19 protein-coding genes are annotated in these 24,018 nt (G+C 39.6%); 6 read left to right on the top strand and 13 right to left on the bottom strand.

Annotated features, from left to right (window positions below; translation table 11 throughout):
- Genes ACVWYN_RS10530 through ACVWYN_RS10545 form a run of 4 tightly spaced genes read right to left on the bottom strand, consistent with a single transcriptional unit; the run spans position 1 to position 6,719 of the window.
- Complete coding sequence (locus ACVWYN_RS10530; protein WP_457288818.1) at positions 1-2,370, bottom strand: ABC transporter permease; 2,370 nt, start codon at positions 2,368-2,370, stop codon at positions 1-3.
- 4 nt (positions 2,371-2,374) lie between these two features.
- Positions 2,375-4,747 (bottom strand): ABC transporter permease, encoded by a 2,373-nt coding sequence (locus ACVWYN_RS10535; protein WP_457288819.1) that lies wholly within the window; start codon positions 4,745-4,747, stop codon positions 2,375-2,377.
- A gap of 11 nt (positions 4,748-4,758) precedes the next feature.
- Positions 4,759-5,457, bottom strand: a complete 699-nt coding sequence (locus ACVWYN_RS10540) for an ABC transporter ATP-binding protein (protein WP_457288820.1) — start codon at positions 5,455-5,457, stop codon at positions 4,759-4,761.
- A 17-nt stretch (positions 5,458-5,474) separates the two neighbouring features.
- Positions 5,475-6,719, bottom strand: coding sequence for an efflux RND transporter periplasmic adaptor subunit (locus tag ACVWYN_RS10545; protein ID WP_457288821.1), 1,245 nt, complete (start codon positions 6,717-6,719; stop codon positions 5,475-5,477).
- A 397-nt stretch (positions 6,720-7,116) separates the two neighbouring features.
- Between ACVWYN_RS10545 and ACVWYN_RS10550 the strand changes: the two genes are divergently transcribed.
- The 5 genes from ACVWYN_RS10550 to ACVWYN_RS10570 are packed head-to-tail and all read left to right on the top strand — an operon-like array spanning position 7,117 to position 12,062.
- On the top strand, positions 7,117-8,490 hold the full coding sequence (locus tag ACVWYN_RS10550; RefSeq protein WP_457288822.1) for a sigma-54-dependent transcriptional regulator: 1,374 nt from the start codon (positions 7,117-7,119) through the stop codon (positions 8,488-8,490).
- Positions 8,490-9,851, top strand: coding sequence for a sensor histidine kinase (locus ACVWYN_RS10555; protein ID WP_457288823.1), 1,362 nt, complete (start codon positions 8,490-8,492; stop codon positions 9,849-9,851). The genes ACVWYN_RS10550 and ACVWYN_RS10555 overlap by 1 nt, the downstream gene beginning before the upstream one ends.
- Positions 9,852-9,906: 55 nt before the next feature.
- Positions 9,907-10,149 carry a DUF6364 family protein gene (locus ACVWYN_RS10560; RefSeq protein WP_457288824.1) on the top strand — a complete coding sequence of 81 codons (243 nt, stop codon included), beginning with the start codon at positions 9,907-9,909 and terminating at the stop codon, positions 10,147-10,149.
- Positions 10,139-10,570, top strand: coding sequence for a type II toxin-antitoxin system VapC family toxin (locus ACVWYN_RS10565; RefSeq protein WP_457288825.1), 432 nt, complete (start codon positions 10,139-10,141; stop codon positions 10,568-10,570). Before ACVWYN_RS10560 ends, ACVWYN_RS10565 begins: the two co-directional genes overlap by 11 nt.
- A 58-nt stretch (positions 10,571-10,628) precedes the next feature.
- Positions 10,629-12,062 (top strand): S41 family peptidase, encoded by a 1,434-nt coding sequence (locus ACVWYN_RS10570; RefSeq protein ID WP_457288826.1) that lies wholly within the window; start codon positions 10,629-10,631, stop codon positions 12,060-12,062.
- A 141-nt stretch (positions 12,063-12,203) separates the two neighbouring features.
- Here the strand turns inward: ACVWYN_RS10570 and ACVWYN_RS10575 are convergent, their stop codons facing one another.
- Entirely contained in the window at positions 12,204-13,262 is a 1,059-nt protein-coding gene (locus tag ACVWYN_RS10575; protein ID WP_457288827.1) for a 6-bladed beta-propeller, read from the bottom strand.
- Between the two features lie 179 nt (positions 13,263-13,441).
- Here ACVWYN_RS10575 and ACVWYN_RS10580 point away from each other — a divergent pair, with 179 nt between their 5' ends.
- Positions 13,442-14,656, top strand: a complete 1,215-nt coding sequence (locus tag ACVWYN_RS10580) for a hypothetical protein (RefSeq protein WP_457288828.1) — start codon at positions 13,442-13,444, stop codon at positions 14,654-14,656.
- Between the two features lie 15 nt (positions 14,657-14,671).
- Here ACVWYN_RS10580 and ACVWYN_RS10585 read toward each other — a convergent pair whose 3' ends face one another.
- From ACVWYN_RS10585 to cobA, 8 genes are all read right to left on the bottom strand, one after another.
- Positions 14,672-15,301, bottom strand: coding sequence for a hypothetical protein (locus ACVWYN_RS10585; RefSeq protein ID WP_457288829.1), 630 nt, complete (start codon positions 15,299-15,301; stop codon positions 14,672-14,674).
- A gap of 139 nt (positions 15,302-15,440) precedes the next feature.
- On the bottom strand, positions 15,441-16,709 hold the full coding sequence (locus ACVWYN_RS10590) for a glucose-1-phosphate adenylyltransferase (protein ID WP_457288830.1): 1,269 nt from the start codon (positions 16,707-16,709) through the stop codon (positions 15,441-15,443).
- Between the two features lie 14 nt (positions 16,710-16,723).
- Positions 16,724-18,130 carry a glycogen synthase gene (locus tag ACVWYN_RS10595; RefSeq protein ID WP_457288831.1) on the bottom strand — a complete coding sequence of 469 codons (1,407 nt, stop codon included), beginning with the start codon at positions 18,128-18,130 and terminating at the stop codon, positions 16,724-16,726.
- A gap of 711 nt (positions 18,131-18,841) precedes the next feature.
- A complete protein-coding gene (locus tag ACVWYN_RS10600; protein WP_457288832.1) occupies positions 18,842-20,092 on the bottom strand; it encodes a sulfate adenylyltransferase subunit 1 in 1,251 nt (416 codons plus the stop codon).
- Positions 20,092-20,997, bottom strand: a complete 906-nt coding sequence (gene cysD / locus ACVWYN_RS10605; RefSeq protein WP_457288833.1) for a sulfate adenylyltransferase subunit CysD — start codon at positions 20,995-20,997, stop codon at positions 20,092-20,094. Before cysD ends, ACVWYN_RS10600 begins: the two co-directional genes overlap by 1 nt.
- Before the next feature lie 14 nt (positions 20,998-21,011).
- Positions 21,012-21,716, bottom strand: a complete 705-nt coding sequence (locus tag ACVWYN_RS10610) for a phosphoadenylyl-sulfate reductase (protein ID WP_457288834.1) — start codon at positions 21,714-21,716, stop codon at positions 21,012-21,014.
- A gap of 2 nt (positions 21,717-21,718) precedes the next feature.
- The gene (locus ACVWYN_RS10615; protein ID WP_457288835.1) at positions 21,719-23,191 is read right to left on the bottom strand and encodes a TSUP family transporter; all 1,473 of its coding nucleotides are present in this window, start codon (positions 23,189-23,191) and stop codon (positions 21,719-21,721) included.
- 5 nt (positions 23,192-23,196) lie between these two features.
- Positions 23,197-23,985 carry a uroporphyrinogen-III C-methyltransferase gene (gene cobA / locus ACVWYN_RS10620; RefSeq protein WP_457288836.1) on the bottom strand — a complete coding sequence of 263 codons (789 nt, stop codon included), beginning with the start codon at positions 23,983-23,985 and terminating at the stop codon, positions 23,197-23,199.
- Positions 23,986-24,018: the final 33 nt, after the last annotated feature.

The raw sequence follows: 24,018 nt of genomic DNA on the forward strand, positions 1-24,018 counted from the left end.
CTATTCGTATTTTAAGGCATCAACAGGATTAGCTTTCGCCACTTTTATAGATTGGATACTAACCGTTAAAATGGCTATGAGTACAGAAAGACTGATGGCGACAATAAAAGGCAGCGCAGAAATTGATATGCGATATTGGTACGCAGAAAGCCATTTGTTAATGGCAATATATGCCAGCGGGAATGCGATCAGATTTGCAATAGCAACCAGCTTTATAAAGTCTTTATTTAAAAGCGTAAGGATATTTGCAGTACTAGCACCTAATACTTTTCTGATGCTGATTTCTTTTTTCCGCTGTTCTGCCATAAAAAGGGCTAAGCCAAGCAAGCCTAAACAAGAAATGAAAATAGCGAAGCCACCAAACCAGTTTGAAAGCGTGCCCAATAGCTTTTCGTTTTGAAATTTAAGTTCGAAGGAGTCGTCAACAAACTTCTTATTCACCGGATAATCAGGTTCCAATTGCTTAACCAACTCATCCAATTTTTCAAGAGAAGAACTGATGTTTTGATCTGGGTTTAGGCGAACAATGATTACCGATGGACCATCCCTGTAACTCGGATAAAAAAACATTGGTGCAACTGGCTGATAAGCACTTTCTACCACAAAATCCTTAACAACACCAACATTAGTAACCTTGGTATCACCCCAAGTAATTATAGCACCAATAGGATTCTTCAATCGCATCATTTTCACCGCAGCCTCGTTTAGCATAATGCTTAAACTGTCATTATGAAACTTATTGGAAAACTCCCTTCCACTAATCAACTCCGTTCCAATAGTCTTAATGAAATCGGTTCCTATACCCCTATGGTTAAACAGTATCGATTCTCCAGGGTTTTTGCCTTCCCAGGATACGCCTGTTGTATTGTTACCATCCTCCGTGATGTCTTTACTAAAGAAAGTCACATCGGAAGCTGCGCCTGATTTTATCATTTCTGCTTTGAGCAAAGCTTGCTTGCTTTCATTGCGCATTTTACCCTGAATTTCTATTTGAACCAGATTCGATTTATCATACCCTATTGGTCTGTTTTGTACATATTTTAGTTGTTGATAAATAACTGAGGTGCACACAATTAAACATGCCGCGAAAACAAACTGAACAACCACTAAAACCTTTCTTACAGATATGGACGAGTCAGATTTGATTTTCAGACCTTTTAGCACAGCTATGGGCTCAAAAGAAGACAGATATAAGGCAGGATAACTTCCGGCTATCAATCCCGTAAAAATCATCAAACCGATCAATATACCCCAGAACTTAAAGCTGGCATAATCAAATTGTAAATCAATACTTAACAGATCGTTAAAGTAAGGCAAACTAACTTCCACCAAAATGAAGGCAACAACAGCAGCCACAAAAGTGATAAATATAGATTCAATGAAAAACTGCCCGATTAGCGATTTACGTGTTGAACCCATTGCTTTACGAATCCCCACCTCTCTAGCCCTGCGCTCAGAACGTGCTGTTGATAAGTTCATAAAGTTCACGCAGGCAATCAGCAGGATACAGAAGGCAAGCAACAGAAATATCTTAAGCTGATCTATCTTACCACCAACAGACTTACCCTTTTCAAAATCACCAAATAAGTGCCATTTAACTAGCGGGTGCAAAAGCGCCTCCGCAGTGTTCTCTTTCTGGTTTCTTTTATAAATACCTTTCATTGAGGCGTTAGATTCAGCAAAAAAGCTATTGTCTTTCAACTGAACAATGGTAAGGCACATGTTATTACCCCAATTGTTGCCTCGTGCCCAGGGTTCTCTTTGTTCAAACAATGCCCAAGGCATCAGGTAGTCAAACTGGATGCTGCTATTGGCCGGTACATCCTCAATTACGGCCTCAACCTTTAGCACATCTTGATTATCAAGCTTTACGGTTTTATTTATTGGATCGTCGTTCCCAAACAGTTTACGGGCAAAAGATTCGGTCAGAACTATGGTATTTACATCTTTCAGTACCTGGTCGGAATTGCCTTTTATGAATTTATAGTCCAGTATTTTGGTAAAGAACTTATCTGCAAAAACTGCTTTGCCTTTCAATTTCTTATCCCCGTCACTAATTAGCTTCGCATTCGGATAGGTGGAATGGGATGCATATTTAACACCTGGTTCTTTTGCGGCGACCTCCTCTGCCATCGCATTTGGTGTCCAGGCCCAGCTAAATGTTTTACCGTTAGCCACAGAGTTTTGATACACAACATAAGTCTTATCATTATCAGTAAATTGCTTATCATAACTCCATTCGTAAGCTACATACAAAAGCAGGATCATACAGCTGGCTAAGCCAATGGCCAATCCACCAACGTTAATGAGGGTAAATCCTTTGTTTTTCCAAAGGTTCCGCAGGGCGATTTTAAAATTCAGTTTAAACATACTCTTATTCGTATTTTAAGGCATCAACAGGATTGGATATAGCGGCTTTATAAGCCTGAAAGCTAACGGTAAGAAAGGCAATCGCTCCCGTTCCAAATATTGCCGTCATAATAATCCACCAGGAAATTGTAGTACGGAACTCGAAATGGCCCAGCCAATTGTTCATCATGTAATAAGCAGTAGGCACACCAATTATCACAGCCACCAATATCATTTTCATAAAAGAAACAGAAAGCAGTTGCATAATGCTAGCTACTGAAGCGCCCAATACCTTCCGTACACCAAATTCTTTGGTACGCTGTTCTGCGCTGTAAGCTGCCAGACCAAATAATCCCAAGCAGGATATAAATATCGCTAGTCCGCCAAATAGATTTGATAAAATACCCAAAACTCTCTCTCCTTGTAGTTTGGTAGCGTATAAATCATTAACAAACTTCAGATCAACGGGATAGGATGGATTTATTCGCTTGGTCACTTCCGTGATCAGTTCAACATTTTTTGTCAGACTGTTATCCGGATTTAAACGCATGGTAATCTGACCACTCCATCCTTTATTAAAGGCAACTACCATAGGCTTATCCGTAAAGTATGGCGAGCCCCAGATGAAGTCTTTGAATACCCCCACTACATTGAAATCATTGCCATGGTACTTTACTTTTGTACCAATGGGATTTTTAAGGCCCATTAACTTCACAGCTGTGCTGCTCAGCATCAGCGAAGCGGAATCTGAAGCGAAGGATTTGGAGAAATCGCGACCGGCAACTAACTGAATCCCATTTGTTTTGGTGAAATCATAGGTAGTGGCAATCTGATTAAAAATAACCTGCTTATCTGCCTCACTCATTCCAGGCCATTCGAAATTCCAGAAACTGGAGCCTGCATTTGACAGGCTTCCGGACGACTGGCACATGGCCGTAACTGCGCCAGATTTCAAAAGTTCTGATTTAAAAGTGTCAAACTTCCTTCCCAGTTCGCCATCCTGCGGCATTTCGGCCAAAAGGTTAATGTCATACCCTACTGGCCTGTCTCTGATAAACTTAACCTGTTTATAAATTACCAGCGTAGCGATGATTAGGATAATGGCAAAACTAAACTGTCCAATAACCAATATTTGCCTTAAGCTAACAGGAATGGCGTTTGTCCTTGCCGTCTTTCTTTTTAGCGTTTGTATCGGATTAAAAGAAGAAAGATATAAGGCAGGATAACTGCCAGCTAACAATCCAGTTAGCAAAATCACACTGGTAATGCCGATTAAATAGCTGGCACTATAATAATGTACACTTAGTTTGATATTGAGTAGGTTATTAAACGTTGGAAGTAAAATCTCGACCAGTATAACGGCAACTAACACACCAATAAATGTTAGTAAGATAGATTCTATAAGGAACTGGGCTATTAACGAAGCTCTGCTTGCACCAATTGTTTTTTTAATACCTACTTCTTTGGCCCTTCTTTCAGATTTGGTTGTCGCCATGTTCATGAAGTTAATACATGCAATCAACAGTATCCCAAAGGCCAAGCCGATAAATAGATAGATCCGCTCAATGTCGCCACCTACACTTTTTCCGTTTTCAAATTTCCCAAACAGGTGCCTGTCAGAAAGTTTATAGATAAATGTTTCCTCCGTTGAATTGGAATAATTCCTTTTTATCATTCCTTTAATCTTTGTATTGATCAGGGGAATGTTTGCTTGGTCATTCAAACGCACTAAAGTATGCCAGTTGTAATTGCCCCAATCGGGTCTTTTCACCCAATCAGCAATCGATTCAAATAAAGACCATGGCATTAAAAAATCAAATGTATTTGAGGTATTTGCCGATAAGTCCTTAATGATACCAGTAACCTTTAAATCTGTATCGTTGTTGTACCTTACAGATTTGTTGAGCGCATCACCATCTTTAAACAAGAGCTTTGCCATTCGTTCTGTTAGAACAACAGACTTTGGTGAACTTAAAGCGGTTTCTGGATTGCCTGCTATAAACTCATAGCCATATATTTTAAGCAGATCAGGATCTGCAAAAGTAGATTCTTTCTTAAAACTATTTTCTCCGTTTGCAATCAACTGCTGGCCATTATTACTAATGCGGCTGATCAATTCAACATCAGGTATTTCTTGTTTTATCACCTGTGCAATTACATTGCTAGTCAGATCAACAGTACCCTGAACGTTGCCTTTAGCATCTTCAAAATTGGTCATTACCTGATATACATGCTCTGAGCCTTTAAATTGCTTATCAAAACTCCATTCATAGGAGACATACAGCAATAATAATAGACAAGATGTTAGGCCAATAGCTAATCCTACAACATTAATTATTGATGAAGTCTTATGTTTCCAGAGGTTTCGCAGTGCGATTTTGAGGTTCAGTTTAAACATGCTATTTCGTATTAAATCAGTTCTTCAGTTCTTCCTTTATTCACTTTTTCAGAGATGACATGTCCATCCTTCAGGTTAATGATCCTGTTAGAAAAACTTGCGTCATGTGATGAGTGGGTAACCATTACTATTGTGGTACCGGTCTCGTTCAATTCGCAAAGCAACTCCATTACTTCATTACCATGAGAACTGTCCAGGTTACCTGTAGGCTCATCCGCCAATACGAGCTTAGGCTTGGTAACCAGTGCTCTGGCAACAGCTACTCGCTGCTGCTGACCGCCAGATAACTGCTGAGGGAAGTGACCGCTCCTATTCACGATATTCATTCGTTCAATGATCTCGTTAACCAGTCTCTTGCGCTCGGCAGAAGGCACCTTGTTATAAATCAGCGGTAGCTCAATGTTCTCAAATACTGTTAATTCATCAATAAGGTTGAAGTTTTGGAATACAAAGCCCATGTTCTGCTTCCTGAAATTTGCGCGTTGCCTGTCATTAAGCCCCAGTAATTCAGTTTCTAAAAACTTATAAGTGCCGCTTTCAGGTTTATCCAAAAGGCCCATCACATTTAGCAAAGTAGATTTCCCGCAGCCCGAAGGGCCCATTATGGACACAAACTCTCCTTGTTTAACATGCATGTTGATACCGTTTAGCGCTGTAGTCTCTATTTCCTCTGTTTTGTAGACTTTCTGCAGATTCTCAATTCTTATCATTGTTATATTTTTTTAGCCTAGTTGTTAACTTCAATTATATCGTACTGGGTAAACTGATCGTATGACGAAGTGATCACCTCCTCACCTTTCTGTAACCCTTCTAAAATTTCATAGTACAGGTAGTTTTTTCTACCAATTTTTACATTGCGTTTGGTTGCTTTGCCGTTCTTCAGGACAAATACCCAGGAGCCTCCGGTGCTTTGGAAAAACTGACCCTGACTAACCAGCAATGATTTGCTATTGTCTGATAGTGTTAGCTTAACCTGCATGGATAAACCCCTCCTCAGTTCATCCGGAGATTTACCTTCAAAGGTCAGCTCTATTTGAAACTGTCCGGCAGTAACCTCAGGTATTACCTTTTTAACACTTAACTTATAGGTCTTTCCGTTAAACTCGCAATTGGCAGACTGTCCTTCTTTAACCCTATTGATATAATACTCGTCCACACCCGCCTGGAGCTTATATCCCTGCAATACGTCAATTTTACCCAGCATTTCATTTGCACTATAAGATTTACCAATGATGGGATCATAAGATGATAATCGGCCCGCAACCGGTGCCTTTATGGTCATGTTTTCTATGTTCTGCCTAATGGTTTCCATGCTTTCATTCATCCTGCCTATAGAAAAATCAATCTGCTGTAATTGCATCATTCTACTTTGATTCTCCTGTCTTACTGCTTGCTTCAGGATCTTTTTCCTGTCCTGGTAATATTCATAATCCTGACTGGAAGCACTAAATTCCTGCAGTGTAATTACTTTTTTTGAATACAAGGTGCTGTCCACTTTATATTTCCTTGTTGCGGTTCTTAAGCTATTCTCAATCTCCATCATATCCTGACTCATAATCCGTTGATTTTGCTCCAAATCCAGTCGCAGTTTACGCAACTGATTGATCTGCTCGGTGATGCTGGTCTCGCTGGAAGTATAGCTGGATAAGGCATTGGGATTGGCAACCCTCAATAACGGAGTACCTTTAACCACACTCGCACCATTCTCTGTAAATATCTCTGCAACAGTACCCCCTTCCGGAGAACTGATGATAACTGAAGTAAGTGGAACCACACTTGCGTTTAGCAATACCACATCTTCAAAATCTCCATAAGCCACTTTACTCACTGTGATCTTATCAGCATCAGCTTTATAAACTTTATTTAAAGACAACTTGTACCCGTAGCCTACAAGCGCTACAAACAGCACACTACCAATAATAATCAGTATTGTTTTTTTATTAAATCTCTTACGTTCAATTTTCTTGTCCATCAATTGTATCAATTACATTCTGGCCTATGCCAACCTTATGCCAACACAAAAAACAATTTTAAAACACTGTAAATCAATGACATAAATTGAATAATAAATTTTAACCGTTCATAATCGGACAGTTCATGTACATCACCGAACACTTTTATTATTTTTGGTCATTGTATTTGTCATTGCAGACCTTATTTGTCATTGCAGACCTTAATTTGTCATTGCAGACCTTATTTGTCATTGCGAGGAACGAAGCAATCCATTTATACAGATTGCTTCGTTCCTCGCAATGACAAATGCAATGCGCAATGACAAATACAATGCACAATAACGAATCCAACGTGCAATGACAGCGAACGTGTTATATTGTTTACCAATATATTGATAATAGCAAAAGAACATTTATATGATAGATGCAACTGTATTGGTTATTGATGACGATGAGGACATACTACTGAGCGCCAAATTGTTTCTAAAACAGCATTTTCAACAGGTGCTTACTTGTAATTCGCCCAAAGAGATTAATGTATTGTTAAGTCATAACGATATCGATATCATCCTGCTGGACATGAACTACCAAAAAGGTGTTAGCGACGGTCGGGAAGGTATTTATTGGCTTAATCACATCTTGTCTATCGACAAGGATTATGTGGTGATCCTGATGACCGCTTATGGCAACGTCGAACTGGCCGTGCAGGCGATTAAAAAAGGAGCTACAGATTTTATTTTGAAGCCCTGGGAAAATGAGAAATTATTCGCTACACTTTCTTCGGCATCTAAACTACGTCAGTCCAATAAAAAAGTAAAGAAGCTGGAAAAGATCCATTCCTCTTTGCAAAAAGACATCAACAGGCAGTTCGAAAACATCATTGGAACTTCTGAGCCTATCAAGCACTTGCAAAATGTAATTGTTAAGGTTGGCCCTACTGATGCCAACGTGCTTATCCTTGGAGAAAACGGCACAGGCAAGCAAGTATTTGCTTACGAGCTTCATAAGCTTTCCCCAAGGAGAAACCAAATATTTATGCACGTAGACCTGGGCTCTTTAAATGAGAACTTGTTTGAAAGTGAACTATTCGGCTACGCTAGAGGTGCATTTACAGATGCAAAGGAAGACAAGCCAGGCAGGTTTGAAATCGCCGAAGGCGGAACTATTTTCCTGGACGAGATTGGCAATCTTTCAATGGGTTTACAATCCAAGCTACTCAGCGTGATCCAAAACAGGACCATAAACCGGCTGGGCGAAAGCAAGGAACGCAAGATCAACGTACGCCTCATTACAGCTACCAATATGCCGTTGAATGAGATGGTTTCCAAAGGAACATTCAGGCAGGATTTACTCTTCCGCATCAACACAGTCGAACTGGTATTGCCCAATCTGGCGCAGCGCGAAGAAGACATTATCTTATTGGCCGATCATTTCTTAAACACCTTCAGTAACAAATACCATAAAAACTTCCTGTCCATCAACAATAAGGCAAAAGATATCTTGCTCAACTATTACTGGCCCGGCAATATCAGGGAACTACAGCATGTAATAGAAAGGGCAGTAATCATGTCAGATGGCACGGAGATTACCCCGGGCGACCTGCAATTGAGTCCGCAGAAATTCGGGAGTGGTTCCCCGGTGCCGCAAGACAATATGGGACTGGAAGAAATGGAGAAAATGATGGTGCAAAAGGCAATTGACAAGCACAAAGGAAATATATCCAGGGCCGCTACCGAACTCGGATTAACACGTGCAGCATTGTATAGACGTATTGAAAAATTTGACCTGTAATGTTCTATAACCGCTTCACCTACCGCTTATTGTTTAGGCTGCTGGTCATCAATCTGCTGGCCATCTTGCTCTATTACCTGATAAAACACACCAACCTCCCCTTTACCACAGCAGGTGTAACAGTTATACTTTTAGGCGCACTAATCAGCCTTTACAACTACATTAACCAAATCAGGGAAGACATCAAACGCTTTATCCTTGCAGTTAAAACGAGAGACAGCACACTAAACTTTAGAAACAAAGTAACCAGCGGCAGCTTTCCAGAGTTGTACGAGTCGTTCAACGACATCATTCAGGTCCACAAAGACATACAATTGGAAAAGGACTCCATGTTCCTGCTCATCAAAACTATACTGGAACAGGTACCCGTTGGGGTGATTGTGATTAAGGAAGGTGGGGCTATAGAAGCTGAGGCGAAAGAAATTGTACTCATAAACCAGGCGGCAGTAGGTGTCTTAAATGTACCTGCCTATAAATATTGGCATCGCCTGGTAAAGCACCTCCCTCAGTTTGCCAGCGAGATTGCTTCCATAAGGCAGGGTGGCAAGAAATTTATAGAAATAAAAATACAAGACAAACTGATCCAGCTTTCTACCGAGATCATCCCCCTCAATCTCTACCAAACCAATTACACCATTATTTCCTTCCAGAACATTAAGGACGAGATAGAACAAAAAGAATCTGAAGCATGGAACCGCCTTATCGGCGTTATCTCTCATGAAATCCTAAATTCTATTACCCCAATCAGCTCGTTATCAGATACGGTGAACAGCATGATCAGCGATAAGACCACACTGACTATGGAAGATCTGGACGACCTTAAGCCTGCAATACAAACCATCAAACGAAGATCGGAAGGATTGCTCGACTTTGTTAAAGACTACAGACTAATTGCCGAATTACCTACTCCTGTTTTAGAATATCATACCATAGGTGAACTGCTTGTCCACATTAAAACCCTTATGCAACCATTTGCACAGGGCAAGAACATTTCCCTTCAGGTAGATCAAACCTCTTCTAAGATCAGCATACCAATAGATTTAAAATTAGTAGAGCAGGCGCTGATTAACCTGGTAACGAATAGCATTTATGCGCTTGAAGATATAGAAAACCCCGCCATAGGGATTAGTTACCGTTTAGAAAACAACAAATTGCATATTGAAGTGACGGATAATGGTAAAGGCATTGAACCGGAGCTTTTAGAAAAGATCTTTGTACCCTTCTTTACCACCAGAAAAAATGGCTCAGGTATTGGCTTAACCATTACAAGAAACATTATGAAAATGCACCATGGTAGTTTGGAGGTTACCTCTGTACCATTTGATCAAACAACATTCGCACTGGTGTTTAAGTATAACTAAGCTAAATCTCCAATATTTTATGCGCATAATAAATATTCGTGCGTATATTTACATCATGAAAACAAGATTAAACCTAACAATAGACGACGCCGTATTGGCACAAGTTAAGTCTTATACAGGAAGCAAAAAGATCAGCATTTCAGAATTAGTTGAACGGTATTTCAAAACCCTTTCCAAACCGGTGAAACGAAAGAATATCCTTGAGATGGTGGACGATCTTAAGTCTCCGAAAATAGACTTGGAGATGGATTTGAAAAAGGCATTTCACGAAGATCAGGCAGGAAAATATGGGTTATAAAGTTTTGTTAGATGCGAATCTATTGCTCGATTTTCTGCTCAAACGAAATAACTTCCTTAATGCAAGAAGCATAATCGCTTCAATAATTGAGGGAAAAATAAGTGGATTCGTAACCCCTTCAATTGTTCATATTGTAGGATATTGGCTCACAAAGGCCTATGGTAGTCAGAAAGCAAAAGATTTACTACTAAACTTGCTAACTGAGATTGAGGTTATAGATACTTCACACGAGATGACAATTATTGCTTTAAATTCGAAAATTAAAGACATCGAAGATGCATTGCAGTACTATGCTGCTTTATCCAATCAATTGGATTATTTAATATCTAGCGACAAGGATTTCCAAAAGGCGGCAATACCATCTTTGCCTGTAATATCTCCAGAATATTTCCTTTCAACTATAATGAATAGCCATTCTTAAGATCTTCGGTATTTTTAATACCTTAGCCGACGCGACCAAATCTCTCATCTAACACGTTATGACACGCATCTTAATCCTTCTAGCAGTTTACCTGCTACCCATGTCCGTTTTCAGCCAGACTACATCTTGCGACTGTCCTGCTAATCTTGCTGAGACCATCAAAAAAACGGAACTGAACTACGCTGGTTATCCAACTAAGGTCAATTCTAAAATAAAATCTACATATAATGCTTTGGTGAAAAGCCTCACCGAAAAAGCTACGCAGGAGACCAATACTAAAAAATGCTTTTACCTGATTAAAGAGTATGTCCGCTTTTTTAAAGACAAACACTTTTCTTTAACCTACCTGAACCCTGAAGATCCAGATCAGGAAACCATTGATCCAAATGCGGTAGTCAAAGAACTCAGCACTGGAAAACTTAATCCTTTGGAAGGAATCTGGACCAACCCCGACAGCACCTTATCGCTTGCCATAAGAGAATTTCCTGACCACACATTTAAAGCAATCATTATCAATGCGAAAGATGAAAAGCTAACCCCAGGGTTGGTCTACTTCACGCTAACCCCAAACGCCAGAGGATATTTGCTTAAACAATATAACGTATTCAATAGCGTGGATTTTTATGCTCAAAAGAAAGGGAATTTATTACAGCTATGGAACTTCGCCTTGTTTGGTAAAGTATCTGGAAATGAAATTACTGCTGCAGAGCGAAAGGAACTTGCTAACTGGAAAAACAACAACAACGGACTCGAATTTAAGCTCCTGGATAGTGAAACAAGCTATATTAAAATCCCAACATTTTTTAATAACGACAACAAAATTGAAAAACTGGTAAACACCAATGACCGTACTATCAGATCAAGTAAATACCTCATCATTGATTTAAGAGGTAATGGCGGAGGCAACTCCGGCTGGAGCTTTTTGCTTCCATACGTCATGACCAATCCCATTAAACAAGATGATCCCTTGCTAAGGGTATCAGCCGATAACATAAAAATTAAGCAGGGCGAATTGGAATATGTTGTAAAAAACCCATTGCCAAAAGAAATGGAGAAATATTATCCCCAAGCCTATTTAAGCAAGTTAAAGCACATATATAATGATCTGCCGGTTACTAAGCAAACGTTTTACTCCATTCCCGGACTAACCATTCCACTGGATAGCACGTTAACGAGTCCAGTTCGCATAGCATTGATTACTGATGGCCTTTGCGGAAGTTCTACAGAATACTTCTTCCATTTAATGGGACAAAGCTCAAAAACTACGCGCTATGGCATCAACACCGTGGGTATGATGGATTTTGAAGGCCCAGCGGCTACAACCCCTCTTCCATCTAAACAATTGATCCTGATGGTGCCTGTATCCAAAATGAGTTGGACAGATAAGAATCCGATCGATCAGCTAGGCTTCAGTCCTGATGTAAAGCTTACTATACCGCATAACGAATGGGTTGATTATATTAGAAAAGATCTCAAAAAGAAGGTTAAATAATCACTGCCAACGACCTACTTTAGAAATATGAAAACTTATCTTTCATTGGAGGTATAGTCAGCTTTTAAAAAAGGCATCTTCCATCATCCACCCCGTCATGATAAAATAGGTAGTTAGTGCAAAGCATGTGATGCAAACCGCCTAGAACTTCTTAAACTTGAAATAAAGCAATACCGGATTACTATTAACTGTCAATTTTTCCTTGATGTTATCAGGTAAATTAGGGTTGTTTGATTGGTGAATTAGATAAGCAAAGTTATCACCATCAGTTCCTATCACCGGTGCTGTTAATTCTAAACTGGCAGCATTATCTAATTTCAGATAAGTGTGTTCTACTACTTTTTGGGTGTGCTTAGAATAAAGTAGTTTTTTCCAGCCCTTTTCTGTTCTGTAGGAGAAATATATAAAATCATCTGTAATGTACAGATGGTCTGTACAAATTATCAATTTACTTGTTTCCATTTCCAACAGAAACTGTCCAAGGTTGGTAAACTTATTTTTTGCCATGAAATTATCCGTAACCTTATAGGCATCGGGAGCATCAAATTCGTAAACAGGTTGTGCGCCTTTTTTAGTCACATTGTATATTTTGTTCTCCAAAAGTGGGATGTAGTATACAGAGTCCTTATAAACCTCTAGAATATGCTGCCTTAAATAATTCATTCCAGCAATAGGATCTGGAATCTTTAAATAAGAATTTATGTATTTAAAATCTTTGTCGAATACCCCTAACCTGTCATTATTACTTCTGGTCCGAATACGCTCGAAAACGTAAAATTCACTGTTAGAAACAAACCTAAACCCAGTAAATTTGAAATCGTTCAACCTCACCTCTTTGATAAACTTTCCTTTTAAATCATAGCTGAATACCTTTGTCACTTTCTTATCTAAAACCTCCAAAACCTTCGTCGTCTTATTAAGAAAAACGTCCGACATATCGAGTATTTTTCCTGCACCAGACCCCATGAGTCTCAATTTCCTCTTTGGCTTCCCATTCAAATCAAACATCAATATTTCTCCCCTCTCCTTTTGTGGTACAATAATCAGACTGTCAATCAGGAAAACTTTCTCAAAGTCATTGATGTGATAACCATTATCGCTGGAAAGAATTTTGACCGATATATGCTCAGCGACTTGTTTCAGTTCGACTGGAACACTCTTCCCCGGATCGAACTTAATCTTTTGTACGTTTACTGTCATTTGAGGTTGTTCACCCTGGCATGATAATAATATGATTGCTATCAGAAGAAGTAAGTTTATTTTTCTCAGCATAAAGCCCGTCGAATTATTGTAAGTAAGTTAAGGAATTATTGTGCCTTACATACATATCAAGATTTAGCTTCGTAAAAAACCTTATCTTAATACCATAAATCAAACGCATGAGCAGACTCGTATTTACCTTTTTAACCGCTCTCCTCTCAATAACAACACTAAACGTAATTGCAAGGCAAGATATTTCGTTAAATGAAGTGGTTAAAATAAACCTAACAATCACTCCTGGAGGGACGTCTTCTGCTGATGACTTTAAAAATTACGAAGTCACATTAGAAAACAATAAATGGAACAGCTATAAATTAAAAAATTCCTTACCCAAAACCTTCATTAAGGAAATAGATCAAAACGAGCTAAATAGGCTTCTACATATCTTAAATACAAAAGATACAAGCATTGAACTCTCAAAGTTCAATTTACAACCTGAAGAAATGGAGGTTGCATTCGACAGTCTAAATAAAACCGACTATTTGAAGTATACTAAAATTAGACCTTATCAAAAAAAGCTATTTTTAGAGACATTCAACGATAAAAAACAAGCTGAAAGGATACTTCGGCAAATACTAGTTCCTTTTGATATGGATGACAAGACAGCATACAAAATTACTATTGAAACGAAATCTGGAAAACAAAAAGTCATTTCTTCTGATTCATTTGCTAATATCTACAACCTACCATGGAGCACAGATGACAAGAAATTATACGATCCGGAGATCAGCAGGATATTTGCTTCATTAACCGGAGACATCCATTTTGACCAGCAATATAAAGGATTTCTATATCAGCGATTATTTCTAAATCTCTTTTGGAAAGAATTTAGGACGTCATTCTCCTGGGCAAATTTAAAAGAAGATTATCCCTCAGCAACTAACAGCTTGGGTAGCACACTTCAGATAAACTATTGTTTCAAAAATGAGACCGGATATGGAATACAGTTTTCTTCCTCATTGTTACCAAAAAATATCGTGATAAAGGGTGGCTTTGTAAGGCCAGACACCATATTGATGAAAATGAAACTATTGGAGCAAAGACTGGTTAGTCTCCAGCAACAAAAACACTACATTTTTAAATTCTTAAAACGTAACCCAGATTTGCAATTCGAGGCAATTGTTAATGAATTTACCGACAATTCAGAGATTGGGCCTATGAACTTGAAGATACTCAAGACCAAATACAAAAAGCTTCTTCCATATACCTATGACCAATTAACTCTCCTCATTTTACACAATAGCGCTATAGCGGATCAAGGGAAATATGCAGAAAAATGGATATTATTGCCAGACGATACGGTAATTGTGATCCCAGATGAGAGAAGTGTTTGATATTCAACATTATAATCATTTAAACTTTAGTGCATAAAGAACTGCGTTATTAGCCGTTATTTCCTTAAAAGCGTCAACCATTTGCTTTTCGTCTTCAAATAGATAAAATATATAAGCATCTGCAAGATACTCTTTATGCAACATCACATAAAAACCAAAATTGTAAGTTTGTGCCCAATCAGCGCCTAAAGGGCCACTACTCATAGTTCCTACATCAGCACCTGCGCTAGTTTTAATGCTTTCAGGTTTGAAGTATTGTATAGAAACTTTTTGCGGACTGATCTTGCCGCCTGAGATCCTACTGTACATCATCGGCGTCAATATCCTATGTATTATATTAGGATTGAGTACCGTATCACCTTCCTTCTTTTGTCTATTTTCATACATTGTAAATATCTCTTTTGAAATTGGACGAACGGCATAGCGAATCTCCACGTTCTTTGCGTTCAATTTAATCGCATAGTCATACCCCACCTTTTCTGTTTTAATAACTGGAATTTCAGTAGCTCCCTCGGGTTTAACAAAGGTCATCTTTGCTTCATCCAGCTTTTTTTGAAACTCGGCTGGCAATGCATTGTTCACCGATTGTGCTATTGAAAATTGATAAAAAAGGCAAAGCATTGTGTAACTTAATAGCTTCTTCATAAAGGGCTTATATTTAATTTCATTAAAAGAGTCTATTTGACGAAAATTAAAAAGGCATTATAAAAAGGATCCCGGATAACGGCTTAACCATTACCCGGGTTCTTTTAAACTAAATCCTTTTAGGTGTAGATAATAATTTTTAAACTACTGTTCCGTCAGGAATAACTGCACCCTTTTTTACGACAACAATTCCATCTTTCACAGTATACAAGTCAAAATCCCCATCTTTCAAATGATCTCCACCAATAATGGTTACATCATTACCAATGCGACTGTTCTTATCTACAATAGCGTTAGTGATCTTACACCTTTCGCCGATTCCTATCATCGGTGTTCCTGCATCTAGATCCTCTTTAATCTCTTCCAGCGTCTGGTATTTATCACTTCCCATAATATAGCAGCTCTGAATATGCGTACCTATACCAATGCGAGACCTAACTCCAATTACCGCATGTTTAATGCTCTCAGCCTGTAAAATACAGCCCTCGGCAATAATTGTCTTATCTAAAGTAGTACCCAATATCTTAGACGGCGGCAACATACGTGCCCTGGTAAATATACTATGGTGATGATCAAACAAGTTGAACTTTGGAATATCGTCAGTTAAGCCCAAATTTGCCTCAAAGAAAGAAGATATATTACCAATATCTGTCCAATAGCCCTCGTATTGAAAGCTCAATACATCGTATGTTCTAAGCATTCTCGGAATAATCTCCTTACCAAAATCCTTTTCTTCTGCATTCTCAGCGAAGATTTTGATCAATAATTCCCTATTAAAGATATAAATACCCATAGAGGCCAGGTAATCCCGACCTTCTGCATGCATTTCCGGACCAGTATCTGATGTCCAGTCCTCTAAACCAGTTTTAGGTTTTTCAATAAACGAGGTGATAATATTCTGCTCGTTAGCTTTTAAAATACCAAACTCAGGAGCATCCTTTGCATTAACCGGTATGGTAGCAAGTGTAACCTGAACACCGCTTTGTATATGCGCATTAACCATATCATTAAAATCCATCTGGTACAACTGATCTCCAGACAAGATCAGCACATACTCAAATTCATGGTTCAATAAATGGTGCATTGTTTGCCTAACCGCATCTGCCGTTCCCTGAAACCAGGTTGGGTTATCAGGAGTTTGCTCTGCAGCCAGAATATCTACAAAGGCCGAGCTAAAATGACTAAAATGGTAAGTGTTTTTAATGTGCTTGTTTAGCGATGCCGAGTTAAACTGGGTCAATACAAACATACGATGTATGCCGGAATTAAGACAATTTGAAATTGGAATATCTACAAGACGGTACTTTCCTCCTATTGGAACCGCTGGTTTTGATCTTGTTTGTGTAAGTGGGGCTAACCTGGAGCCCTGGCCACCGCCAAGGATTACACCTAAAACTTTTTCAGTCATACTTTATTTGTCGTTTATACTTGGTACAGATTAATATATTCTTGCGCAGCTTTATCCCAGGAATGATCGATGTGCATCATAAACTTACGGATTTCTTTTATTTTTTTCTTGTCTTTGTACAATTCCATTGCACGTCCAATTGCATGTCCAACATCCCATGCACTTGTTTGATCGTGACAAACACCAAATCCGCCGTCTCCTATGTCAACAACGGTATCTTTTAACCCCCCAATCCTTCTCACAATCGGTATTGTTCCATAGCGTAATGCATACATTTGGTTAAGTCCGCAAGGCTCAACCCTGCTTGGCATCAATAAAAAGTCTGCACCAGCATAAATTTGGTGCGATAACTGTTCATTGTAGCCTATGTACGCATTATAATTCCCTGGAAAGGCATCCTTTAGCTGTGACAACCTTGCTTCAACCTGTGGATCTCCAGAGCCAAGTACCAGTACATTTATTTCTCCATTGTGCTGCCACAAAGCATTATAAAAAATCTCCGGTAAAAGGTCCGCCCCCTTCTCGCCCACCAGTCTGCCTATAAAAGTAAACAGGGGCTTGCTTGCATCCAGGTTAAAAACACTACATAACGCCTCTTTGTTTGCTTTTTTTCCATTATCAACGGTTCTTACCGCAAATTGCTTCTGCAACATTGCATCAGCTGCCGGATTCCAAACTTCATTGTCTATTCCATTTAGGATTCCCACTGATTTGCCTCTTTCTCTCGCAAACAACTCTTCTAGTCCGTTGGCATGGTAACTGATCTCTTCCAAATAACTGGGCGATACAGTGGTAACCCTCCAGCAGCACTTAATTGCCGAAGCCAATGGATTTATAGCACCCTTCCAGTCTAGCTGTCCGGCTTTCCAAAGATCAAATGGGGGAAGATAATTCAGTTTATCCCAACCAAATTGCCCCTGGTATTGTGCATTGTGGATGGTTAATATGGTAGGCACCTGATTTAGGTGTCTGTATTTATAGCAATGCGCAGTCATAAATGGCACCAGTCCTGTATGATGGTCGTGGCAATGGATCACGTCGGGCTTATGCTCCCATTGTGCCATCCAATCCAGCACACCAATTTGGAAAGCCAGGAAACGCTCTGTATCATCTTCATACCCATACACGTTTGGCCTGTCTGTGAAGCCTGCAATATGTACCAGGTACAAATCGAAACCTAGTTTATTAGTTTTCTCTCTAAATATCCTGACAGAGAAATGCTGGAAACCTAACTTCCCCCAACCATCATAAACGGATTCAAATTCATTCTCTCTAAAGAATTTAGTTTCATAGGCAGGCATAACCACTTTGGCCACATGACCCAGTTTATTCTGATATTTCGGTAAAGCACCAACAACATCTCCTAGTCCGCCTACTTTAGCAATGGGGTAACATTCTGCACTTAAATGTATTATTTCCATAATTGATATTCTTCGCTTTTGTAACTCCGCGAAATTTCACTCAAATTAAGTATTACTGGATACAATGCAAACAAAAAGACAAGAAATAGTAAAAGTCGGAACAAACTCCTATTGATAACTGATAAACAACTAGTAAACACCTAATAAATAACTGTATTAAATTATCGTTCCGTTATGGTTGCAATATCCTTGAAATATCTAATTAGTTATTGAAACGATATTCCAAGGATATCTCAAGGATATTGCAAGGATATTCCAACCTCGTTTTTTATATGTCTTTTATTAGTTGTTTATAGGTTGTTATTGGGACTAAATCCCGTATTCGACCCAAACGCGACCTTAACCACTCTTGATGTTATAAAATGGAATTATAAAGAGGAAATTTTTGACAATAGCGTTCCACTAATCGGTATATCCAACCCGATTACGACATAAACTAGAAACTTAATGTAAATTTACTTTAGCCTAGAATATAGGTGGTGGCTTTTAAAGCGCTGAGGGTACTGAGAGATCTTTTATGGAGCACGTTTTCAAACTTCATGTAAGTTTGCTCATTTTTATTTTAAATGCAAAAAAATCAATTGCTACTAAGAAAGACCTAGGAAGTTTTGCCCTTTTTCAGGGCAAAAGATTCCAGTCTTGATTAGTTAATTGATTTTTTTAAAATTATAACCCAGAAGTTATAACAACGATGTAAATATCAGTAACGCTTTAATCGGCAACAGCCCTAAACATCAGCGCTGCTACAGTTAAATTAGTTCTGCTGTCAATTAATATGGCTGCACCATTGGCTTTATTTTCCGTGTAGAAATCAAACGCCAACTGATCGGCGGTTTTTAAAATAACCCTGCCTATGTCGTTCAGTTTAAAATCATGCGCATCTTGTTTCTCCAAAGTATTGATATCCACTTTGTAAACAATCTCGCGAATCTTACATTTTGTTACCTTGCTATTGTGCTGCAATAAATACGTGATGCTCTCATCAAGTGGTTTCGCATCCATCCAGCAAAGATCAGCCTCTATCAGCTGTGAGCTTTGTGGCAGGTGATCAGAATTAACCAACACATCGCCCCGGCTAATGTCAATGTTGTCTTTTAAATGAAGCGTTACCGACTGACCAGCATAAGCAACCTGAGGTTGCTGATCGAAGATTTCAATACGCTCTATTACGGAGCTGCTGCCAGAAGGCAATACCGTTACCTTATCGTTTACGTTAAATGCACCACTAAGCACGCGACCAGCATAACCACGATAGTCATGAAGCTCATCAGTTTGTGGCCTTACCACCCATTGCACCGGCATACGGGCAAGGTTATAAGAAGGGCCAACTTCCACATCTACTGTCTCCAGGAAATGCAGTAAGCTTCTTCCCTGGTACCAGGTCATGTTTTCAGACTCATTCACTACATTATCGCCTTTAAGTGCGCTAACCGGAATAAAAGTTACCTCACGTAAACCTAAATCAATAGCCAGGGTTTTGTATTTGTCGACAATAGTATTATAAACCTCTTCACTGTAACCTACCATGTCCATTTTGTTTAAACACACCACAACATGTTCAATACCAAGCAATGAAACCAAGTATGAGTGCCTAATGGTTTGCTCCACTACACCATTACGGGCGTCGATTAAGATAATAGCCAGCTTTGCAGTAGAAGCTCCTGTAACCATATTTCTGGTATACTGGATATGACCTGGGGTATCGGCTATGATAAACTTACGGTTCTCGGTTTGGAAGTACTTGTAAGCCACATCTATCGTGATGCCCTGCTCCCGTTCTGCCCTTAGTCCGTCTGTTAAAATAGCCAAATCAATAGAACCATCATCGTTTTTCCTGTTGGATTGTTGCAAAGCTTCCAGCTGATCTGCCAGGATGGAATCTGTATCGTATAACAACCTGCCTATCAATGTGCTTTTGCCATCATCAACACTACCGGCTGTAAAAAATTTTAATATATTCATTAGAAATATCCTCCCTTTTTGCGGTCTTCCATTGCAGCTTCCGATACTTTATCGTCCATGCGGGCACCACGTTCACTAATTTTTGATGCACTAATTTCTGAGATGATGTCATCCAGCAGATAGGCATCCGATTCAACCGCAGCGGTACAACTCATATCGCCTACCGTACGGAACCTTACTTTTTTATGTTCTACCACATCATCAGCATCCATGTTTAAGAATGGAGAAGCAGCCATCAACTGTCCGTTTCTGGTAATTACGTCCCTGTTGTGGGCAAAATAAATAGAAGGCAACGAAATGTTTTCTCTCTTTATGTAGTTCCAAACATCAAGCTCTGTCCAGTTACTAATTGGAAATACCCTAACGTTCTCTCCTTTATGGATTTTGCCGTTATAGATATTCCAAAGCTCCGGGCGCTGGCGCTTAGGATCCCACTGACCGAACTCGTCTCTTACAGAAAAGATACGCTCCTTGGCTCTTGCTTTTTCTTCGTCTCTGCGGGCACCACCAATACAGGCATCAAAGCCGTGCAGGGCAATGGTATCTAGCAAAGTAACCGTTTGCAAAGAATTTCTACTTGCATTTTTGCCCTTTTGCTCTACTACTTTACCCTGGTCTATAGATTCCTGTACGCTACCAACAATCAGTTTCTCGCCAATGCGTTCCACCATCTCATCGCGGTAGGTAATGGTCTCTTCGAAATTGTGACCCGTATCTATGTGTACCAGTGGAAAAGGAAACTTACCTGGTCTGAACGCCTTTTCGGCCAGTCTTACCAATGTAATAGAATCCTTACCGCCCGAAAACAGCAATGCCGGTTTTTCAAATTGCCCAGCCACCTCACGTAAAATGTGGATGGCCTCAGCTTCTAACTCGTCTAAATAATCTAAATTATACTTACTCATTTGTTTTGTTGCAATTACGTTGTGGCATGTAAGCCGCATTCCTTTTTAGACTGATCTTCCCACCACCATCTTCCTGCCCTAAAGTCTTCTCCTTCTCTAACTGCCCTTGTACATGGCGCACAGCCAATACTTGGGAAACCCTTATCATGTAATGTATTGTATACGATGTTGTTTTCTTTGATGTAGGCCTTAACATCATCCAGCGACCAGTAAAATATAGGATGATACTTTAAGATCTGGTTAGCCTCGTCCCATTCCAGGTTACTCATGTCGTGCCTGTTAACTGATTGTTCAGACCTGATGCCGGTTACCCACAAATGGTTACCTGTAATAGCACGTTTTAAGGGCTCCAACTTACGGATATAGCAGCATTGCTTACGGTTATCTACCGATTCGTAAAAGCTGTTAGGTCCTTTAGCGGTAACCAAATCTTCCAGTAAATCTGCATTTGGATGATAGGCTACTATCGGTTTTTTATAGATCTCCAGTGTTCGGCTCCATACATAATAGGTTTCTGGAAACAAGCGACCAGTCTCTAAAGTAAATACCTTAATGGGAATATCATTGGCAAAGATCATATGGGTAATTACCTGATCTTCCCAGCCAAAGCTAGTCGAGAAAACAATCTTACCGGCATGTTCATTAGCGAAGTACTTTAAGGCATCTACAGGATCCAAATCCTTAATGCGTTCTGCTATAGCTTCTATTTGCTCCTTCATGTTTATACCAATTTGAGGATAAAGTTAATAATGCTGCGTAGACTTACCAAAATTACAATTACACCAACAGATAGCATAATGGCTTTTGCAGAGATCTTGTTGGAAACCCTTGCCGCTATAGGTGATGCTAAAGCACTTCCAATAACCAAACCGCCCACTGCTTCCCAGTGCTTACCGTTCAGCATCGTGATGAATGTTAATGAACTCATTAAAGCAATAAAGAACCTGGTAATCTTTACGGTACCTAAGGAGAAGCGTGGGCTTCTGCCACCGGCGATAAGGGTGGACAATACAATAGAGCCCCAGCCACCACCACCTACGGCGTCTATAAATCCGCCAAATGCGCCCAATAAAGAGATCTTTTTGATCTTACTTTTTTTGGCGGAGCCTTTTGCTTTTATTTTTAATGCCTTTGATAAAATTACACCACCCAAAATAAGGGTGTATAAGGATACAAATGGCTTTGTATAGTTGCTGTAATGTTCTAATGATGATAGCAGGTAAGCGCCTGCAACTGCACCCAAAATGCCTGGTATCAGTAACAGCTTAAATAGCTTCCAGTTGATATTACCAAAACGGTAGTGCATCCAACCGGCAATGCCATTGCTCAGGATTTCTGAAAGATGGACCCCCATACTGGCCGATGCGGGTGGTATTCCCATGGCTATAGAAAAAGAGGTAGAGGTTACACCATATGACATCCCTATTGCCCCATCAATCATAGAAAAGATGAACCCACCGATAAGGAACCAGTAAAACAATGTATTTATGTTAGCAACGAAAGTCTGAAACTCTGGTTCTTTATGCCAAAAAACTGTTACAGCAATGGCAAATGAAAACACAATGGCCAGCCATATTAACCATTTAAGATTTGGTCTTGAAATCTCTTTATCGTCTTTTTGCTCAACTAGCGATGAAGTCACTTCATTTAAACGCTTTACTTTGGAGGTAAAATCGCCGTTCAGTGTATTTCTTAATGCCTGCATGTGCTGCAAGGTGTCGTTGAGTTCGTCTGGCAGATTGTCGTTCAGCACTTCTTTTAGTCGCTTGGCAATGGTTGGCGACTTACCATTTGTGGAGATGGCTATCTTCAGATCGCCTTTTTTTACAACTGATCCCAAATAGAAATCGCACAAATCTGGCTTATCAGCAAAGTTGGCCAATAGGTTACGGTTACTAGCTACCGCTCTGATCTCTTCGTTTAACGCTGCGTTATTGGTAGCGGCAACAATTAGGTCTGCACCATCTAAATCTGAAGGTTCAAAAGCTTTTTGAATGACATTAACACCTTCATAAGCATCAGCCAGTTCCTGCAGTTCCTGCAAAATATCAATACCCACCACCTTTATTCTTGCCTGCGGACTGTTATTAAGCATAGCAGTTAACTTTTCCAAGCCTATAGGGCCTGCACCAACAAGCACAGTTTGAATGGTATTCAGCTTAATAAAAACAGGAAATAACTGGTTGCCCTCCATAAAAACTACAACTCTTCTTTTAAGGCCGCGTAAAAATCACGGATTGGCTGGTAAGACGGATGAAGGGAAACTACTTGTCCGAATATCAATATTGCCGGTGCCTGTATGCCTTTTTCTGAAACTACCTCTACAATCGTATCTACTACACCAATGGCAAGTTTCTCATTCGCTGTAGAGCCGCTTTGAATAGCTGCCACAGGCAATAAGCCTTTCCCTTCGTTTTGGAATAACTTTACAATCTCTGCAAGCTTTCCAAGACCCATTAACACCACTACGGTAGCTTTAGACCTGGCTGCTTCATAAAGATCATTAGAAATCTTACCTGAAGAAGTAGTGCCTGTTACTACCCAAAAGCTTTCGCTTAAGCCGCGATGTGTTACAGGTATTTGCTGTAAACCTGGTACTGAAATAGAACTTGACAAGCCTGGTACAACTGCAACAGGGATGCTATATCCTGCAGCGAAATCCAGTTCTTCATATCCCCTGCCGAACACAAAAGGATCACCACCTTTTAACCGGACAACGTGACCAAAGTTAAGGGCGTAATCTATCATCAGTTTATTGATGGCATCCTGTCCGAATGAGTGCTCTCCTGATCTTTTGCCTACGTAAACTTTAATGGCGTCTGGATTGGCATAATCCAGCACACCTTCATTGACTAATGCATCGTACAAAACAACATCGGCAGTTTTTAATGCATTTGCACCCTTCATAGTAATCAAATCAGGATCACCAGGGCCAGCACCTACCAAAGTAATTCTTGGCTCTTTCTTATTTATATTTTGAGTAATCATTATTTTGTTCTCTTCTTTTGTACTGAAATTTGA

The sequence above is a fragment of the Pedobacter sp. UYP24 genome, from assembly GCF_054057295.1.

Coding starts and splice junctions, on each gene's coding strand:
- ACVWYN_RS10530 (WP_457288818.1), bottom strand. CDS start 2,370: ATGTTTAAACTGAATTTTAAAATCGCCCTGCGGAACCTTTGGAAAAAC.
- ACVWYN_RS10535 (WP_457288819.1), bottom strand. CDS start 4,747: ATGTTTAAACTGAACCTCAAAATCGCACTGCGAAACCTCTGGAAACAT.
- ACVWYN_RS10540 (WP_457288820.1), bottom strand. CDS start 5,457: ATGATAAGAATTGAGAATCTGCAGAAAGTCTACAAAACAGAGGAAATA.
- ACVWYN_RS10545 (WP_457288821.1), bottom strand. CDS start 6,719: ATGGACAAGAAAATTGAACGTAAGAGATTTAATAAAAAAACAATACTG.
- ACVWYN_RS10550 (WP_457288822.1), top strand. CDS start 7,117: ATGATAGATGCAACTGTATTGGTTATTGATGACGATGAGGACATACTA.
- ACVWYN_RS10555 (WP_457288823.1), top strand. CDS start 8,490: ATGTTCTATAACCGCTTCACCTACCGCTTATTGTTTAGGCTGCTGGTC.
- ACVWYN_RS10560 (WP_457288824.1), top strand. CDS start 9,907: ATGAAAACAAGATTAAACCTAACAATAGACGACGCCGTATTGGCACAA.
- ACVWYN_RS10565 (WP_457288825.1), top strand. CDS start 10,139: ATGGGTTATAAAGTTTTGTTAGATGCGAATCTATTGCTCGATTTTCTG.
- ACVWYN_RS10570 (WP_457288826.1), top strand. CDS start 10,629: ATGACACGCATCTTAATCCTTCTAGCAGTTTACCTGCTACCCATGTCC.
- ACVWYN_RS10575 (WP_457288827.1), bottom strand. CDS start 13,262: ATGACAGTAAACGTACAAAAGATTAAGTTCGATCCGGGGAAGAGTGTT.
- ACVWYN_RS10580 (WP_457288828.1), top strand. CDS start 13,442: ATGAGCAGACTCGTATTTACCTTTTTAACCGCTCTCCTCTCAATAACA.
- ACVWYN_RS10585 (WP_457288829.1), bottom strand. CDS start 15,301: ATGAAGAAGCTATTAAGTTACACAATGCTTTGCCTTTTTTATCAATTT.
- ACVWYN_RS10590 (WP_457288830.1), bottom strand. CDS start 16,709: ATGACTGAAAAAGTTTTAGGTGTAATCCTTGGCGGTGGCCAGGGCTCC.
- ACVWYN_RS10595 (WP_457288831.1), bottom strand. CDS start 18,130: ATGGAAATAATACATTTAAGTGCAGAATGTTACCCCATTGCTAAAGTA.
- ACVWYN_RS10600 (WP_457288832.1), bottom strand. CDS start 20,092: ATGAATATATTAAAATTTTTTACAGCCGGTAGTGTTGATGATGGCAAA.
- cysD (WP_457288833.1), bottom strand. CDS start 20,997: ATGAGTAAGTATAATTTAGATTATTTAGACGAGTTAGAAGCTGAGGCC.
- ACVWYN_RS10610 (WP_457288834.1), bottom strand. CDS start 21,716: ATGAAGGAGCAAATAGAAGCTATAGCAGAACGCATTAAGGATTTGGAT.
- ACVWYN_RS10615 (WP_457288835.1), bottom strand. CDS start 23,191: ATGGAGGGCAACCAGTTATTTCCTGTTTTTATTAAGCTGAATACCATT.
- cobA (WP_457288836.1), bottom strand. CDS start 23,985: ATGATTACTCAAAATATAAATAAGAAAGAGCCAAGAATTACTTTGGTA.